At 35.0% G+C, this 15,928-nt stretch carries 14 protein-coding genes; 7 read left to right on the top strand and 7 right to left on the bottom strand.

The genetic code is table 11. The features are described from left to right. Positions 1-68: 68 nt before the first annotated feature. Entirely contained in the window at positions 69-2,861 is a 2,793-nt protein-coding gene (locus F8153_RS05015) for an MSEP-CTERM sorting domain-containing protein (protein ID WP_151865266.1), read from the bottom strand. Next, positions 2,845-3,366, bottom strand: a complete 522-nt coding sequence (gene xrtK, locus F8153_RS05020) for an exosortase K (RefSeq protein ID WP_151865267.1) — start codon at positions 3,364-3,366, stop codon at positions 2,845-2,847. Before xrtK ends, F8153_RS05015 begins: the two co-directional genes overlap by 17 nt. Before the next feature lie 194 nt (positions 3,367-3,560). Here xrtK and glnA point away from each other — a divergent pair, with 194 nt between their 5' ends. Continuing rightward, a complete protein-coding gene (glnA, locus tag F8153_RS05025; protein WP_151865268.1) occupies positions 3,561-4,988 on the top strand; it encodes a type I glutamate--ammonia ligase in 1,428 nt (475 codons plus the stop codon). Positions 4,989-5,149: 161 nt separating this feature from the next. On the opposite strand, the gene F8153_RS05030 is transcribed toward glnA, so the two are convergent. Then, a complete protein-coding gene (locus tag F8153_RS05030; protein WP_192929660.1) occupies positions 5,150-5,539 on the bottom strand; it encodes an FMN-binding protein in 390 nt (129 codons plus the stop codon). A gap of 43 nt (positions 5,540-5,582) precedes the next feature. Beyond that, the gene (locus tag F8153_RS05035; RefSeq protein WP_151865270.1) at positions 5,583-6,398 is read right to left on the bottom strand and encodes a GNAT family N-acetyltransferase; all 816 of its coding nucleotides are present in this window, start codon (positions 6,396-6,398) and stop codon (positions 5,583-5,585) included. 438 nt (positions 6,399-6,836) lie between these two features. Here F8153_RS05035 and F8153_RS05040 point away from each other — a divergent pair, with 438 nt between their 5' ends. Continuing rightward, positions 6,837-7,118 (top strand): hypothetical protein, encoded by a 282-nt coding sequence (locus F8153_RS05040; protein WP_151865271.1) that lies wholly within the window; start codon positions 6,837-6,839, stop codon positions 7,116-7,118. On the opposite strand, the gene F8153_RS05045 is transcribed toward F8153_RS05040, so the two are convergent. Further along, entirely contained in the window at positions 7,056-7,523 is a 468-nt protein-coding gene (locus F8153_RS05045) for a GNAT family N-acetyltransferase (RefSeq protein ID WP_151865272.1), read from the bottom strand. The two genes, F8153_RS05040 and F8153_RS05045, sit on opposite strands and share 63 nt — an antisense overlap. A gap of 240 nt (positions 7,524-7,763) precedes the next feature. Beyond that, the gene (locus F8153_RS05050; protein ID WP_151865273.1) at positions 7,764-9,287 is read right to left on the bottom strand and encodes an NCS2 family permease; all 1,524 of its coding nucleotides are present in this window, start codon (positions 9,285-9,287) and stop codon (positions 7,764-7,766) included. Between the two features lie 384 nt (positions 9,288-9,671). On the opposite strand from F8153_RS05050, the gene F8153_RS05055 reads away from it, so the two are divergent. Both F8153_RS05055 and F8153_RS05060 read left to right on the top strand, forming a co-directional pair. Then, positions 9,672-10,013 (top strand): PadR family transcriptional regulator, encoded by a 342-nt coding sequence (locus F8153_RS05055; RefSeq protein WP_151865274.1) that lies wholly within the window; start codon positions 9,672-9,674, stop codon positions 10,011-10,013. After that, on the top strand, positions 10,010-10,957 hold the full coding sequence (locus tag F8153_RS05060) for an HAAS signaling domain-containing protein (protein WP_151865275.1): 948 nt from the start codon (positions 10,010-10,012) through the stop codon (positions 10,955-10,957). Before F8153_RS05055 ends, F8153_RS05060 begins: the two co-directional genes overlap by 4 nt. A 59-nt stretch (positions 10,958-11,016) precedes the next feature. Here F8153_RS05060 and F8153_RS05065 read toward each other — a convergent pair whose 3' ends face one another. Continuing rightward, positions 11,017-11,880 carry a nitroreductase family protein gene (locus tag F8153_RS05065; RefSeq protein ID WP_151865276.1) on the bottom strand — a complete coding sequence of 288 codons (864 nt, stop codon included), beginning with the start codon at positions 11,878-11,880 and terminating at the stop codon, positions 11,017-11,019. A 180-nt stretch (positions 11,881-12,060) separates the two neighbouring features. Here F8153_RS05065 and F8153_RS05070 point away from each other — a divergent pair, with 180 nt between their 5' ends. From F8153_RS05070 to F8153_RS05080, 3 genes are all read left to right on the top strand, one after another. After that, positions 12,061-12,402: a cytochrome b5 domain-containing protein gene (locus F8153_RS05070; protein ID WP_243136898.1), complete on the top strand. Its 342-nt coding sequence runs from the start codon at positions 12,061-12,063 to the stop codon at positions 12,400-12,402. A 12-nt stretch (positions 12,403-12,414) separates the two neighbouring features. Then, positions 12,415-12,792, top strand: a complete 378-nt coding sequence (locus F8153_RS05075; RefSeq protein WP_151865277.1) for a hypothetical protein — start codon at positions 12,415-12,417, stop codon at positions 12,790-12,792. A gap of 155 nt (positions 12,793-12,947) precedes the next feature. Further along, complete coding sequence (locus F8153_RS05080; protein ID WP_151865278.1) at positions 12,948-15,869, top strand: insulinase family protein; 2,922 nt, start codon at positions 12,948-12,950, stop codon at positions 15,867-15,869. Positions 15,870-15,928: the final 59 nt, after the last annotated feature.

Below are 15,928 nucleotides of genomic sequence, written 5' to 3' on the forward strand. Positions count from 1 at the left end.
AATAAAAAATAGGTGCTCCCCTGCTGTTTTCAGTTCTTAAAGAAAAAACGATAATTAGAAAATTATCGTTACTGTTTTATTTTTAATTGATAAAATCTTCTAGATATCAATATTATAGATAAAATCATCAAAAGAATCATTATGTTGGGTTCATTCATCTGAGTAAAGTTGTCAGAATCTAAATCCAATGGTTTAGTAGCTGAAAGTAGCTGCTTTTGCTTCTCTAGCATGGTTTTTTCCTGAGCCTCTGTCTCAAGGACAATAAAGGAGGTTAAGGGACTCATAACCCTACCCTTAATGCTTTCCTTAACAATATTCAATGAAGCCTCAAAGGCTTTCTCAGGCTGCAATAATGACCTTCTATATAAGGATTTTAGCATTAATCCCCTTTGCCATTTGCTTCCCTCAATAATTTCCTCTCCATTCATTACAAAGTCTGTAATCACTATGCTATCCTCATGATTATCTGGCAGATAATAGCTTTTCCCCTCATTATCCTCCCATTCAAGTACAGTCATCCTGCTTACATCTTCTACTATTTGGGGTTCTTTTGTTTTGTCTATTAAAGAATACTCAACCATATTCCCATCACCATTTAGATGAAAATAGCTTAAGCCTTCTGGTGAAATGAACTCATATCTATCAAAATCATTTTGTAATATTATGTTATTTATTTCATCGGTTACAACAACAAATACTGGAAGGGTCTTTTTATGATTTACATAATGATCATATAAAACTCTTTTAATGGTATAATCTACATAAAAGCCCCCCTTATAATCTTGCTTTTCTAACTCCTCTTCCCAGTTAGCCTTATATGATAAGACTTCTTCTTGATAATTTGCAGCAATAATCTCTCCTAAACGGTCTTCGATACCTTTTTCTTCTATAAAGTTCTTTACTCTACTGATATAGTTTTTTGAATTGCCTTTGCTATTTTGAGAATGGTCTAGAATAAAATAGTATTCAGCCTCTCTTACAACCCCATTAAGCTTTGATTTTTCTTCCTTGGTAATATAGGCTACACCCTCAATTTCTCCAGAATCCACTACTCTATTGTTCTTTAATACATCCTTTAGCTTTAGCTGTCTATTATCAATTTCAATTGTGATGGGGGCTTTGTGGGTGATCTCAATTCCTGTCCTTCGTTTCTCCTTTGGAGCAAAGGGAAATACCTTAAATTCGATGGTATTATCCCCTACATAGGTTAATATCCCTGGGTCCCTTCTTATGGCTCTAATTTGATTATAGATCCAATTGGCTGCCCGTTTATCCGCCATCAAACCATATTTTTTCTCTTCAAAGACATATAAATAATAATCACTTATATAGCTACCCTCTGGCAGGTGAAAATAGGTAATGTATTCATTTTGAAAATCGGCAGTATTGGTGAGTTCAAGATGTATCCAGCTTTTATAGGTGCCTTCCTCTTCATCAAAATATGTTTCACTTGAAGGGGCTTCTAATAAAATAGTAGGATTCCCATTGACAAAGCTACTATCATTGAGATTTTCATAGTGATTTCCAAAGAATATAGCCTCCATATAGCTTATTTTATCCATTGATAAAGTCAAACCATCTAAAACATAGCTATTATAAAAATTGGAGATGAAGGGAGTCTTTTTATTGGTACTGAAAAAATCCCTATTATCCATACTTTGATCTTTTATGTTTTTTAAGACCCGCTTAATACCTTCAATATTGATATCCTTTCCAGTAGAATCCCCATAGCTCCTCTGGTAAACATGACTTAGGGCGTTATCTATGTGGTATTTATCCTTACTTACACTGGCAACCACTGTAGTTGGTATGATTAAAAGACCAATGATGAAAATACCCATCAGTAAAGGCTTGTTATATTGATTTTTTAAGAAATTGTAATCATGAAGAAGAGCCTTCACATGTAAAGCCATTAGAAGAAGAGGAATTAGCATCAATAAACCAAAGCCCATAAATACAACTCCAATAATCGATAATGGCAGATAGGGAAGGAAAACCAAAAAGAAATACAAGGAATAAGCAAAGGTTAATCCCTTAGTAAAAAATATCAACAACTTATATTTGGGGTATTTTTCAGCAGGAATCCCAACTATCAGACCGGTTATAAAGGCCAATAAATAATATCCCCAATGGGAGAAGTCCCCAAAAATATTACCCAAGGCTTCATTAAGGGCAAGGCCAGATATACTTCCAATAATCACAATCCAAGAGAAATATTTTTGCCAGGCCTCTACTTTTTTACTCAGTAGGTGATAGATAATTCTCACTAATAGGAAGAAAAAAACAACTGCTGAAGCGATAAATAAAAAATAAACCAGCTTCTCAAATATTGGTGCAAAGGAAATACTGGTATCAATAGCTGCAGCGAAATGAAATAGTATATACCAACCCACCGGTATTCCTATAAGGATACCAACTTCTTTAGATAGATTATCTACACAATATTTTTTTGATAACCAATGAACGGTTATGATCAATGAATAAAGTAATGCAGGCATAGTTAGTGTTAGTAAAGTTGCCACTGGCGAAATCCCAAACAGCATCCAATTGGGAATAGCAGAAGGTATAAGCTCCCTTTGATTGAACATAAACAAAGCTATAAAAAGACTATAAATAAAAGCAATAGATACCGCTAGATAAGTATGTACTTCTCTCTTTTTTATCACGCTATAAATACCGTAGATGCTGTAAACGCTTAAGGCTATAATCAGATAAGAGGCCAGCAGCTGCCAGGTTAAGATGGATTCCCTTGACAACTCAGTATTGATTATAGTATAAATTCTTGAAAGTATTGCTAATAAGACAACCTGTGGTAAAGTTACAACTAAAAAAATAAAGGCTGGTTTATATAATCTCGTCATAATGATCCCCCATTTTGCAAATGATTTTTTTAAATAGAAACTGTATTGCAAATAGATAGCCTAAGAAAAAAATGATTCCAGTAGCTTGATGAACTAAAGCTTCATAGCCATTAGGAAATATTTTTAAATCTAATAAAAAAAGACTCGCGATGATCCTTGAAGCATTTACAATAATAGCTACAAGATAGGAAAAAATCATTGAAGATAGTAAAAAAATTAGCTTACTTCCCCTCCCCTTAACCCTCTTTATATTAGAAAAGATCAACATTAATAAAACAATGGAAAAAAAATTGATTCCTGCACATTCTCTACCAATGTTAACCGCTAACTTTGGATTCAAAAAACCCATTTCCGAATAATAGGTAAAGCCTTCACCAGTAAATAGAGACACAAGATAGACTACAGGTTTTAGGATGAATAATAACCCCTCAAGCTTCCCATAGAGGTACAAATATTGTGTAACTGCTATAACAATAAAACTTATTATATATATGAATATATTCATATTCCTCCCCTACCCCAACAGATATTTCTACAACTATAATATAACACAATGTTTTTAATTTATATATATAAATTGTCCATCACATGTAAACAAAATTTCAGAATTGATTCTATTTTGTGGCAAAATATGCTATACTTAACTTTGCAATGCTAAATTTTTTTAAGTGCTAAAACTAAAGAATAAGGAGGCAAAATATGTTTACAACATTTGGACAAGTCAAGGAATATTGCAACGAGAAGCAAATTAAGATGATTGACTTTAAAATGATTGACCTCTTTGGACGCTGGCGACATTTAACAATTCCAGTTGACAGATTCACAGAAGAAACCCTTATAATGGGTATTGGTTTTGATGGTTCAAATTATGGCTTTGCACCAGTAGAAAAAAGCGATATGGTCTTTATACCAGATTTATCTACAGGTATAATGGATCCTTTTGCTAAGATTCCAACTCTTTCTATATTGGGAGATGTTTATGTAACTGGAGATACTCCTAAGCCCTTTGAACAAGACCCTAGAGCAGTGGCAAATCGTGCTGAGGAATATATGAAATCCACTGGTATAGCAGATCTTATGAAAACTGGGCCAGAGTTTGAGTTTTATGTATTTGATCATATTAGCTATGAAACAAGGCCAAATAGTGTTGGCTTCAGAGTAGATTCTCAGCAAGCAGAATGGAACTCCTCTAATTTAGACGACAATAAAGGATATAAAGTTCCCTTAAAGGGCGGTTATCATATAACACCACCAATGGATATCCTATACGATTTACGAAGTGAAATGTGCCTATTGCTAGAGGAACGAGGAGTAGAAGTTAAATATCATCATCCTGAGGTTGGTGGACCAGGCCAAATGGAAATTGAAGTTGAGCCAGGAGCCATGAGGGAAATGGCAGATAAAACCATGTTAATTAAGTATGTTGTTAAGAATGCTGCCTTTAATGCCGGAAAAAGTGCAACCTTTATGCCAAAGCCTCTATTTGGTGAAGCAGGTAATGGCCTTCATGTACATATGCACCTTTTCAAGGATGGAGAGCCAATATTCTATGATGCCGATGGTTACTCTGGCTTAAGCCAAACAGCCTTGTATTTTATTGGGGGATTATTAAAGAATGCCCCAGCCCTATGTGGATTAACCAACCCCAGCACCAATTCCTATAAGCGTCTAGTTCCTGGCTATGAAGCACCGGTAAGCATATGCTATGCAACCGCCAATAGGAGTGCTGTCATTAGAATTCCTGATTATGCAAAAACACCTGATCAAAAGCGTTTTGAAATTAGAAATCCCGATGCCACCTGTAACCCCTACTATGCCTTTGCTGCCATTCTAATGGCTGGTTTAGATGGGATTGAAAATAAATTAGATCCAGTAGAGCACGGCTACGGACCTTATGATATAAACCTTTACAATTTACCTAAGGAGGAGCAGAGTAAAATTAAGCCCCTTCCAAAGTCATTAGAAGAAGCCCTTGATGCCCTTGAAGCAGATCATGAATTCCTTTTAAAGGGTAATGTTTTCTCTAAAAGATTAATAGAAATATGGATAGAAAATAAGCGTAAGGAATTAAAGGAGTTTAGTAAGATACCCCATCCAGCAGAGTTTGGGTTGTATTATGATCTGTAAAATGATTTAACTTAATTGAATCACATAAGGATAGCTCATGGATTTCCATGAGCTATGGCTTTATTAGCAATCTGGTGTCAGGCGATGGCTCTATTATCTGAACAGAGACATAGGGACAAGGGGACAGGCACCTTGTCCCGTTTAAGATTTTTGTGGTTTTGTTATTTTGAAAGAAGTGCATCTTCGATGCTCTTTAAATATGCCTTGCTGGTTACTGTAGCCCCTGAAATTACATCTACTGAAATACTTTGTTCTTTCAACACCTGATGAAATATCTTTTCAGCAATCCCCTCCATAGGAAATCTAATATCCTTTACGATTCTAATATCGGTGATTTTCTGACCTTTTATTTCCACCTCTAACTGATTCGTCCATCTTCCACCGTCGAAATTCCCAGTATAGGTTCCATCCTCCATACTATTAATGTCAATATCGCTAATTGCCATGGCTTTTATATCATTTAAGCCCCTGGCCATTAACCCCATAGTGACTAGTAGGATAAATATAATAACTAATACAATTATCAAGGTTATTTTAAATACCTTTTTCATTAAACATAGGGACAAGGGGACAGGCACCTTGTCCCACTGTTTATTAGCTATCCATGGGCTTTAGAGGAATTACTTCTCTTTCCAATAGCTTAGCATTCATCCCTCTAGCCACAGAAATCATCCCTACCGCCTCTAGGGTTTTCTTAGAAAGGGGATTGTAATACCAGCAGCCTGCAATTGGCTTTAGTTCTTTATTATAACAGAACTCCTTTAAATTCCACAAAATATATTGCCCTACTCCTTTTTGTCTATGGTCCTTACAGGTGATCATCCCAATGCTACAGCAATCCTTAAAGTACCGTCCATACTCAATGATTCCGCAGCCTAATAATTCCCCATCCTCCATTAACATAAAAATGGTTTCATTTGAGACTCTTTCTTCAAGCTTATCAAAGAATTTCCCTGTTTTTTCAAGGATTAAAGGTATATCTTGATTTTTGGCAAGTTTAAACTCTGGATTTTCAGCCTTGATATTTGGCTTATCAACCCTCTTACCATCTATAAAGAAGTAGGCACCCTTAAACTTTTCAAACTCCCAATCACATGTCAAGCTTACTAATAATGTGTCGGAGGTTTGAAAGTACACTCCTTTTATCTCCTTGGCTTTTATAAAGGCTTCAAAGGCCTCTTGGGCCACCTTAACATGGTCCCTTCTTATGTAAAAAAACCACAATGTTTCCTTATGGGTTGCTGCAAAGCCAATGGGCTCCTCATCTCTTAGAACTGTGTAAACTTTGGCTCCCTCTAAGTGATCCTCAATATAAGAATCCATAGGAAAGCTAAGCTGATTTAAATAGTCCTCCAAGAATATTCCATTTTCCTTCCAGTTTGATTCAGTAAATTTAAAACTGTTACACATTTTTAATTTCCACCTTTCTTTTTTTGATATTTGGTGGCACAGGTATAGATACCCTATCTCGATATAATATTAAAAAACTATTTATTGTAAAAAAGCATACAAAAACACGCCAACAAAGCGTGTTAAAATATTCTATACACCTTCAATATTGTTGGAAGAGATTCAGGGTAACACAAATAAGAGCCTTAACGCCCCCTTTAATGTCCATCCCTGTGCCGGTATTGAGTTAGACTAAAACCACCTCAATAGATAATACCAGCATGAAAACACTCCTTCCAATAATAATATAATTTATGCTACATAGTTATTATAGGTTTTTTTACATATAATTGTCAATGGAGACATTAGCTATATTAGATATTTTATTATAAGAACTATATAATAGCCTAAAAATGTGGTAAAATAGTATTGAACTATAATGAATGGGAGGAAACTAACATGAGTAAAAAGCAAAAGAAGGAAGTTATTATTCTTAGTGGTAAAGCTGCCTTTATAAACTCTGCCAACAAGCTAAATAAAAGTATGCCAGAAATATCAAGGGGCTGTGGAGCTATGGGGGACAAAAAATATAATCGTAATAAAAATAAAAAAGCTATCCGAAGAGAAATTGAAAACTCTAGGGATGGCTTTTTTAATTACTCCACTTCTGCCTACTTATTAACTTCTTTCCATAAAGACAACTTCTTCAGCAGATATTTTAAAACCACACTTTTTATATAGTTCAACTGCAGGAAAATTGTCAGTATATAACCTGATCCTTTTAGCTCCTGTCTCCTTTTGAACATCTTTGATCTTCTCCATAAGACTAAAGGCAATACCCCTTCTTCTATACTCAGGAGAGGTCCAAACCTCATCAACATAAAGAACCCCAGTGCTCCATTTTCCCAGCTTTGGAGTAAACATCAATGTTATCCAGCCAACATACCGACCTTCTACGAGGGCAGCGTAGGCATAAAAGCCCTGATGTTGAAGCTGGGAGTAAGCATAACTAAAATCTATGGTTCTACTTTTTTCCTTTTCCTCTTTTCTTCTTTCAACTCCATTAATCCTCCAAAATACCATATCATCAAACATATGATAATTATCCTTTGTGACCCGTTCAATTTTAACATTAAAATTCTCCATAAAAACCGCTCCTCTACTGATATGAATAGCTTAATTATTAAAATACTAATTTTTGTTGTATTAACTTTGGCGTAAAATTAATACTCCAACAGTTAACAGGTTTATTATACAAAAGCATGAAGAGACTCACAAGCTTTTCTATGGATGGATTAATTAACCATAAGTTAAATAATGCTGTATGTTTTAGCTTAGTACAAAAAAAACCTTACACCATTTAAAGTGTAAGGTCTTAGTTATAAATTAATCTTGGAAATCAAGTACTACATCTTCTTCAAGCATTCCGTCTTTTTCTAGCTTATCCTTAAAGCCATATTCAAAGGCAAAGAACATGATTGCCATAATTAGATATCCTAGAGGATATTCATAGTTGCTTAAGAAGCTTAGCTTAGCTGCATGCATAAAGCCTGTTGCAGCCAGCAATGCACCAGCAATCGATGCAAATGCAGCTTTTTTGTATTGATTATCTAGAATAAATACAAGGATTGCTCCCCATATTAATCCGGTAAACATTGCACCATTACCTAATGGAACGATACCACCTGATACTTTAGCAACTACTTCTCCAGCTGCTTTATTGAATCTTGTCATTACATAGTTTGCGAAATATGGGAACATTGCAAGTACAACCGCTGGGAAATGCTTTGGTTTAACTGAAGCAAAGGCAGTAGATACCATGGATAGCCCTACGAATACTAAGATAGGAGCTATAACAGGTACAGGAATAATCTTTGACATTGCTGCGATTATACCAACACTTGATGCTATTAAGAATACAAAACCATTAATTACTGAATATCCTCTACCAGCACCCATCCACTTAGAACCAACAGATGCGATATAAACAGTTGTTGGGAAAACTCCACCAAATAAGCTTCCAATCATTGTTCCGATACCATCAAATAATTGTGCCTCTTGTACATTATAGTCATCACCTGCAGCAGCCATAGCTTCTACATTGTTCATTGTTTCAATAAAGTTATAAATTGAAATAGGTAGTAATACTGCAAATAGACTTAACATTGGTCCTGTTAAATACTTAAAGCCTTCAATAAATCCTAGAGTAGGAAGTGGTGGATAAAAACCAACTGTATCCATACCTGCAGCTATTTGTGACATATCTGATTGACGTAAAATATAGGCCAAAATGGTACCTATGATAATAGCGAATAATGATGCAGGTATTCTAAAGGGCATTGCTTTTTTAGCTATTAAACCAATTAAAATAATTGCTAAAACGATCATTCCAATTACAGGCATTTCATAGGTTCTAAAGAATAATTCTCCACCTATAAAGGTAAAAGCAACTCCAGCAAGGGCTCCCAACATAGAAGCTCTTGGTAGGTTTTTGCGAACCCACTTACCAATAAGGCTTCCTAGAGCTTCAACAAGTCCTCCTGCGAAACAGGCAGCCATACCGATTTTCCATGCTACTTCTGGGTCACCAGTTAGTGCTAAGGCTGGTCCTAATACTCCAAACAAGTAAATAAACATTGGGGGTGTACTAATTCCATAGGATAAAGCTGTAACATCTGTTCTGTTTTCTTTTTCTGCTAGTTTTTTAGCCATATGGGCATAATATAAATTACCAAATAATACCGAAATAGCTGCCCCTGGTATAACTCTTCCATAAACAATACTTCCTGGGTAGCCCATAGAAATCATCGTAACTGCAATTAACACGAAGTTTGCTAGATTGTTTTGGAATAAAGCGAAGAAACCATCAATATCCTCCTTCTTAAACCATGGATAATTTACCTTTGACATAAAACCCCTCCATCCTTTTTCTTAAGTTTTCAAATAATTTTGATTCTTATCTCATTATAAATATACATGATTTTTGTTCCCTTGGCTTTGTACCATTTTCACAAAATATATTAACAAAAATCACATAACAAATGTAATAATAATGATTATATAATAAAAATATTGAATTTACAACCACTTTAGACTTGTGAAAACTACATAAGTTTGAAATCGATTTCCCTTTAAAAACTAGCTACATCTTTTGCAATTTCTTCATTTATTAAGATTTATTTGTAATATTTAACAACTCAAATCAAGTATTCTATTTTATTTCTATATATATAGTAAATTATATTGACATTACTGTGCATGGCACAGTATAATGTAATTAAAGGAGGTGGCTACATGTTAGATATGGAAGCCATTATACAAAACCTTCAGCAGGAAATGAACCGGGGTACCCTTGTCTTAGCTGTTTTAACTCAAATGGATCAGCAGCAATATGGCTACTCTCTTATCCAGGCATTAAATGATGAAGGAATAATGGTAGAGCAAAACACCCTATATCCCCTACTAAGAAGAATAGAAAAACAAGGTCTGCTAGAATCCATATGGCAGGTTGAGGGTAACCGCCCGAGAAGATATTATAAGATTAGTGAATTGGGCATTAAAGTTAGAAAAGAGTTAATAAAGGAATGGAAGCTTCTTGAAAAATCTATGGCAAATTTAATTGGAGGTGAAGTATGATTTCAAATTATTTGTATACAATCGGTAGGTATTTATCACCATCCCAAAGGGATGAGGTTTTGAAGGAAGTAGAAGCAAATCTCTATGATTTTCTTGAAGAAAGCTATGGGATAAAAGAATACTCTGAGGATGAAATCGAGAGGGCAATTAAATCTATGGGACATCCTAGAAAGGTGGCCGAGGCCTACATGAATAGCCCAAGAGCTGTAATTGGGCCTGCCTATATTGATACTTATTGGTTGGTTTTGAAAATAGCCCTTATTAGTGCTGCCATAGGCTTAATGATTTCTACTATATTATCACTACAAGAAGCCAAGGATGGTTTTCAATTATATTTAAAGCTTATAATAGATATATTTCAGTCTAGTTTTTCTACAGTTGGATTCGTCACAATTGTTTTCATTTTAGTACAATACTATATGCCGCAGGATTATAGCTTTAAGGAAGAAGAGTGGTCTTTGGATATTCTTGAAGAAGTTCCTACCCCCAATGAAAAAGTAAAAGTATTGGAACTTATTATTGAAACCTTCTTTATATTCTTATTCTTGATTATAATTAATAACTCATGGATAGCAGTTGGCCTAAGCTTTTCTAGTACAGTGGTCATTCCCACAATTAATATGGAGCACTTTTCACCCTATCTCATTTGGCTAAACCTACTGCTGGGCTCATCCCTTTTATTAAATATTTACCTTTTGATAAAAAGACAGTGGAAAGCGTATACAAGAATCCTATCCATCCTATTGAATATTGTATGGATTGTTCTTATTACGCAATTGGCATTAACTCCTGAGATATGGGATTTTTCAAGCATTTCCAACACCCTAGATAGTAGTGCTATTCAAGGGGTACAAACTGGAGTTTACGTAGGTCTGGCAGTTTTTGTAATCATAGCAGCCTTTGATGTATTCAATCATCTAAAGGCCTTCATCAAAAAGAATTAGCTATCTCAATTAGAGGTAGCTATTTTACTTCCATCATCTTATTCCCTATTACAACCTTTTTACTCCTCTTTCCAACTAATCATGTATTGCAAGTCAGAATTTTTCTCCATGTAATTTTCACCTACTTCAAACCACCTTCCTGTTATATCCCTTTCCTTTAATGACAATTCAAAGTGGCACATGGCAATACCCATATCAATCAGTTGAATATTAAAGCCTAAGGCTTTATATTTGGAATCTTCCTTTAGATAAAAATGCCATCCCCTATCATTCTTTATGATTCTCCAAGGTTGTTTATTGGAGGCAGATGGAGCCACTCTTACCATTTCAAGGGCTATCGAAAAGGGGTCATTATCTTGATACGGATAGATTTCTTCAAAGGTCCCTTTAAAAAAGAGTTCCTTCCAATCCTTTCTTTTATTAGATGAAGCCAAGCTCCTCATGGCAGTCTCTATAAGCCTTTTCTTATCAGTTGGATACCCTATTGGGGATATCGCCGGGATGAAATCCCCTTCCTTCAGCCCTACTAAGGTGGCTAACTTACCCCTATTAAAGGTGCCCCCTAACCAACAGGTGCCTAATCCCAAAGATGTGGCATATAGTATGATTTCCTCAAAGGTATAACCCAAATCTAGTAGTTCTTTACCCTTTTCAGGGACTATAGCAACAACATAGGTATTAGACCCTTTAATGATGCCGTAGGTGCCTATCTTCCCGTTTTTACCCAGATTTTCAGTGTGTATTAAATCATAGCTAATCCTTGTACCCAGAGGTGTTGTTAAATTACTTATAAAAACCTTAAGCTTCATTTCAACATCCTCTAAGAGCCTTTCTTCTTTATAGGTTCTTACAGATTTTCTATCTCTTATAATATCTGTTATAAGTCTATCGAAAATAAAATTTTCTATATGCTTTTTCTCCATTTTACTCCCTCCTCTTTATATTAAATTACAGACTTATCATATCAAATGATCAAAAATTTTCAAGTATCATAGATTTACTAATATATAAATACATATATATAATCAGAACACAATTTTTTTTCAAATTGTCATGATCCCCTTAAAAATGGGTATTAAATTAAAAAATGAGGAGTTGATTTCATGAAAAAGAAAAAAACCTTGATCTCTATATTGATTTTAGTATTACTTATCATGAGCTTTACCGTTGCGTGTAGTTCAAATGAAAAAAATCAAGTAGATACCCAAGAACTGCCAGAGTTTACTTTGGAAGAACTGGCTGAGTACGATGGAAAAGAAGGAAAACCAGCCTATATTGCCGTTGATGGAATAATTTATGATGTAACCGATGTGAGGGAATGGAAAGATGGTCAGCATAACGGTTTTGAAGCAGGTAAAGATTTAACAGAGGCTATTAAAAACCAATCCCCCCATGGAGTTTCAAAGCTAAAAAACATCAAAGCTGTCGGAAAGCTTGTTGATTAGAGGAGGGATTATATGACCGTTAGTACCTTAGGCTGGATGATCGTTTCTTTGATATTTCTAACTGGATTAATATATCCAATTAAACAGTACTATAGTAAATCAAAAAATAAGAAGTTATTAGCTATATATAAAAAGCTCCGAATTATACACCCCCTTCTAGGGGTGACCATTATCCTGTTAGGTAGCATCCACGGATACTTAGCCTTAGGTACCTTTAGATTACACACGGGTACAATTGTCTTAGCTATATTAGTTATTATGGCCATAATTCCAATATCTGGTCAAAAGATTCAAAAGCTAAAAAGGCATTGGCGTCCCTACCATAGGTATCTTTCGATAATCCTTTGGATTTCAATTATTATACACATACTCTTTAGGAACATTATATAGTTTTGCTTGTAGCATTAATTCTCAAAAAAGGCCTTAGGCCTTTTTTCTTTAACCATAAAGCTATAAGCTTGTATATTATGGCAAATAATGATATCTTTAATTAATATATATAGATTTTATTATATTTGAATCTTACACTTAGGAGGGGTATTAGCATGAAATTTAAGATTAATGAGCTCTATCATGGATTTAGACTAATGGACCAATATTCAATTGATGAACTTAATTCTACTGCAAGGGTATTTTTTCATGAGAAAAGTGGAGCTAGGCTTCTACATTTAGAAAATGATGATGATAACAAGGTGTTTTCAATTTCCTTTAGAACGCCTCCAGCTGACGATACAGGTGTACCCCATATCGTTGAGCATTGTGTCTTAGCTGGATCGAGAAAGTACAAAACTAAGGAACCCTTTATGGATATGATTAAGGGCTCCCTTCAAACCTTCATTAATGCCATGACCTACAGTGATAAAACTATGTATCCTATTGCCAGTAGAAATGAGAAGGATTTCTTTAATCTGATGGATGTATATTTGGATGGGGTTTTTTATCCCAGCATGTATGATGTACCAGAGATATTCTGGCAGGAGGGCTGGCATCATGGAATTAAAAACCTAGATGATAAGGTAAATTATAAGGGGATCGTTTATAATGAAATGCTGGGGGCATATTCCTCCCCCACAACAATTTTGGAGGCAGAGATTGTAAAGGCCTTGTTCCCAAATACCTGTTATCAATTCTCTTCTGGCGGAGATCCTGATGCAATTCCGAGCTTAACCTTTGAAGACTTTTTAGACTTCCACAGAAAATATTATCATCCATCCAACAGCTATCTATATCTCTATGGAAATGGAGATATTGAAAAACAGCTACAATTCATTGATGAAGATTACCTATCGAATTTTGGTAGAATAGAAATAGACTCCTCTATTGACATTCAAAAGCCCTTTAGTGGAATGAAGGAGGTGGAGGTTAAATATCCAATTTCTAAGGAGGAAAAGGAGGAGAATCTTAATTACTTAGCCCTAAGCTATGTAATGGGGGATATCACAGACCCAGAGAACTATTTAATGAAGGGTATTATAAAAAACATATTAATTGAATCCTCTGCAGCACCATTAAAGAAGGCCTTAATCGATGCTGGTATTGGTGAGGACATTATACATATTCCTGGAGACAGTCTACAATCTACCTTTACTGTAGTGGCCAAAAACACCACCATTGATCAGAAGGAGCAATTTGTTGAAGTTGTAAATTCAACATTAAAGAAGCTTGTAGATGAAGGTATTGATAAGAAGCTAATTGAGGGTTGTATTAATATTGCAGAATATGACCTTAGAGAAGCCACTAGATTCCCAACAAAGGGTCTGATTTATAACATCATCGCCATGGAAAGCTGGTTATATGATCATCACCCTACTACCCACTTAAAATATGAGTCCACACTCAAGGGCTTAAGAGAGAAAATTCATACCAGCTATTTCGAGGATTTTATAAATGAAAGGATTTTAAATAATCCCCACAGTGCATTGGTGGTTATGAAGCCAGATAAAGAAATTGAAGATAGAAAAGCAGCATCAATTGAAATAAAGCTGGTTGACTATAAGGCTTCGCTAACTAAGGAGCAGCTGGAGGCCTTGGTGAAAAGAAATGAAAAACTGGAGGAAAGGCAAATATCACCTGATTCAGCTGAAACAAGGGCAACCATTCCAAAACTATCAGCTGATGATGTCAATCCAGAGGTAGAGAAAATTCCCCAGGAAATATTTGAGAAGGAAGGCTATACTCTACTTCATCATAATATTTTTACAAGTAAGATTGCCTATGTAGATTTCATATTTGATGTAGGAATGATTGGAAAGGAATATATTCCTTATATCAATTTATTAACAGATATTATAGGCCAGGTAGATACAGTAACAATGAATTATTCTGATTTGTCTAATGAAATCTATCTAAACACAGGGGGTATCGATTTAAAAGCAAAGGTTTATCTGGATAATAACAATAGCTCTCTATACTACCCGAAATTTATAATTAAGAGCAAATCTATAGGAGATAAAGTTCTAAGAATGTTGGAGCTAATATCTGAAATTACAGTTTCATCCAAAATTGAAGATAAGAAAAGAATCAAGGAGCTCATTCAACAGGTAAAATCTAGAATGGAGATGTCCATTTATGATATGGGCCATTATGTGGTTTCCAGAAGGGTATCCTCCTACTATTCAGAGGCAAGGAAGTATACAGAAATCCTTAGTGGGTTAGATTATTTTTGGTTTTTACAGGATTTAAACGATGGCTTTGATACTAACTTCGAGGAAATCATTCAAAAGCTAAAGGCTGTTTATAAGAAGATCTTTAACAGAAACAATCTAATCATTAGTGTTACAGGTGATGAAGAGGACTTTAAGCTTATTGAGAATAACTTGGTGATTGTAACAGCAAAGCTTAATAATGAAGGCTATGATTTCAAGGTTGAGAAAATAGCTTTAGAAAAGGCCAATGAAGGAATCCTATCCTCTGCCAATGTACAATATGTCGCAAAGGGCTTTGACTTCCATAAGCTAGGCTACAGATATACTGGCACCATGAGGACCTTGGCTACCATATTATCTAATGATTATCTACATGATCGAATAAGGGCCCGCGGGGGAGCCTATGGTTGTGGTATCAGTTTCGATAGATCTGGTAACCTTACAGCCTACTCCTATAGAGATCCAAATATTACTGAAACCATAAAGGTTTATGATGAAATTGCTACCTATGTTCAAGAGCTTCATCTTGATAAGGATGAATTGACAAAATATATCATTGGAACTATTTCAAGGCTTGATCCTGCCTTAACCCCTGCTATGAAGGGTGATATCGCAACTGGCAATTATATCTCCCATTTAAGCTATGAGGATTTACAAATAGAAAAAAATGAGGTTTTAAATACAACTATTGAGGATATAAAAAATCTTTCTAAGCTAATTGATGAGTCTATGAAGGAGAATTATTGCTGTGTACTGGGGAATGAAGGTAAGATTAAAGAGAATAAAGACCTTTTTAACAAACTGGTACAATTGAAGAAATAAGGTATAAAAAAGGCAAGGTTCAAAATAACCTTGCCTTTTTAACCAGACTATTTAAAAGA

Origin of the sequence: Alkaliphilus serpentinus, from assembly GCF_009017255.1 — a bacterium.
GTDB lineage: Bacteria > Bacillota > Clostridia > Peptostreptococcales > Natronincolaceae > Alkaliphilus_D > Alkaliphilus_D serpentinus.

Excerpts from the sequence above, each read along its gene's own strand:
- F8153_RS05015 (WP_151865266.1), bottom strand. The coding sequence starts at position 2,861 with ATGACGAGATTATATAAACCAGCCTTTATTTTTTTAGTTGTAACTTTA.
- xrtK (WP_151865267.1), bottom strand. The coding sequence starts at position 3,366 with ATGAATATATTCATATATATAATAAGTTTTATTGTTATAGCAGTTACA.
- glnA (WP_151865268.1), top strand. The coding sequence starts at position 3,561 with ATGTTTACAACATTTGGACAAGTCAAGGAATATTGCAACGAGAAGCAA.
- F8153_RS05030 (WP_192929660.1), bottom strand. The coding sequence starts at position 5,539 with ATGAAAAAGGTATTTAAAATAACCTTGATAATTGTATTAGTTATTATA.
- F8153_RS05035 (WP_151865270.1), bottom strand. The coding sequence starts at position 6,398 with ATGTGTAACAGTTTTAAATTTACTGAATCAAACTGGAAGGAAAATGGA.
- F8153_RS05040 (WP_151865271.1), top strand. The coding sequence starts at position 6,837 with ATGAGTAAAAAGCAAAAGAAGGAAGTTATTATTCTTAGTGGTAAAGCT.
- F8153_RS05045 (WP_151865272.1), bottom strand. The coding sequence starts at position 7,523 with ATGGAGAATTTTAATGTTAAAATTGAACGGGTCACAAAGGATAATTAT.
- F8153_RS05050 (WP_151865273.1), bottom strand. The coding sequence starts at position 9,287 with ATGTCAAAGGTAAATTATCCATGGTTTAAGAAGGAGGATATTGATGGT.
- F8153_RS05055 (WP_151865274.1), top strand. The coding sequence starts at position 9,672 with ATGTTAGATATGGAAGCCATTATACAAAACCTTCAGCAGGAAATGAAC.
- F8153_RS05060 (WP_151865275.1), top strand. The coding sequence starts at position 10,010 with ATGATTTCAAATTATTTGTATACAATCGGTAGGTATTTATCACCATCC.
- F8153_RS05065 (WP_151865276.1), bottom strand. The coding sequence starts at position 11,880 with ATGGAGAAAAAGCATATAGAAAATTTTATTTTCGATAGACTTATAACA.
- F8153_RS05070 (WP_243136898.1), top strand. The coding sequence starts at position 12,061 with ATGAAAAAGAAAAAAACCTTGATCTCTATATTGATTTTAGTATTACTT.
- F8153_RS05075 (WP_151865277.1), top strand. The coding sequence starts at position 12,415 with ATGACCGTTAGTACCTTAGGCTGGATGATCGTTTCTTTGATATTTCTA.
- F8153_RS05080 (WP_151865278.1), top strand. The coding sequence starts at position 12,948 with ATGAAATTTAAGATTAATGAGCTCTATCATGGATTTAGACTAATGGAC.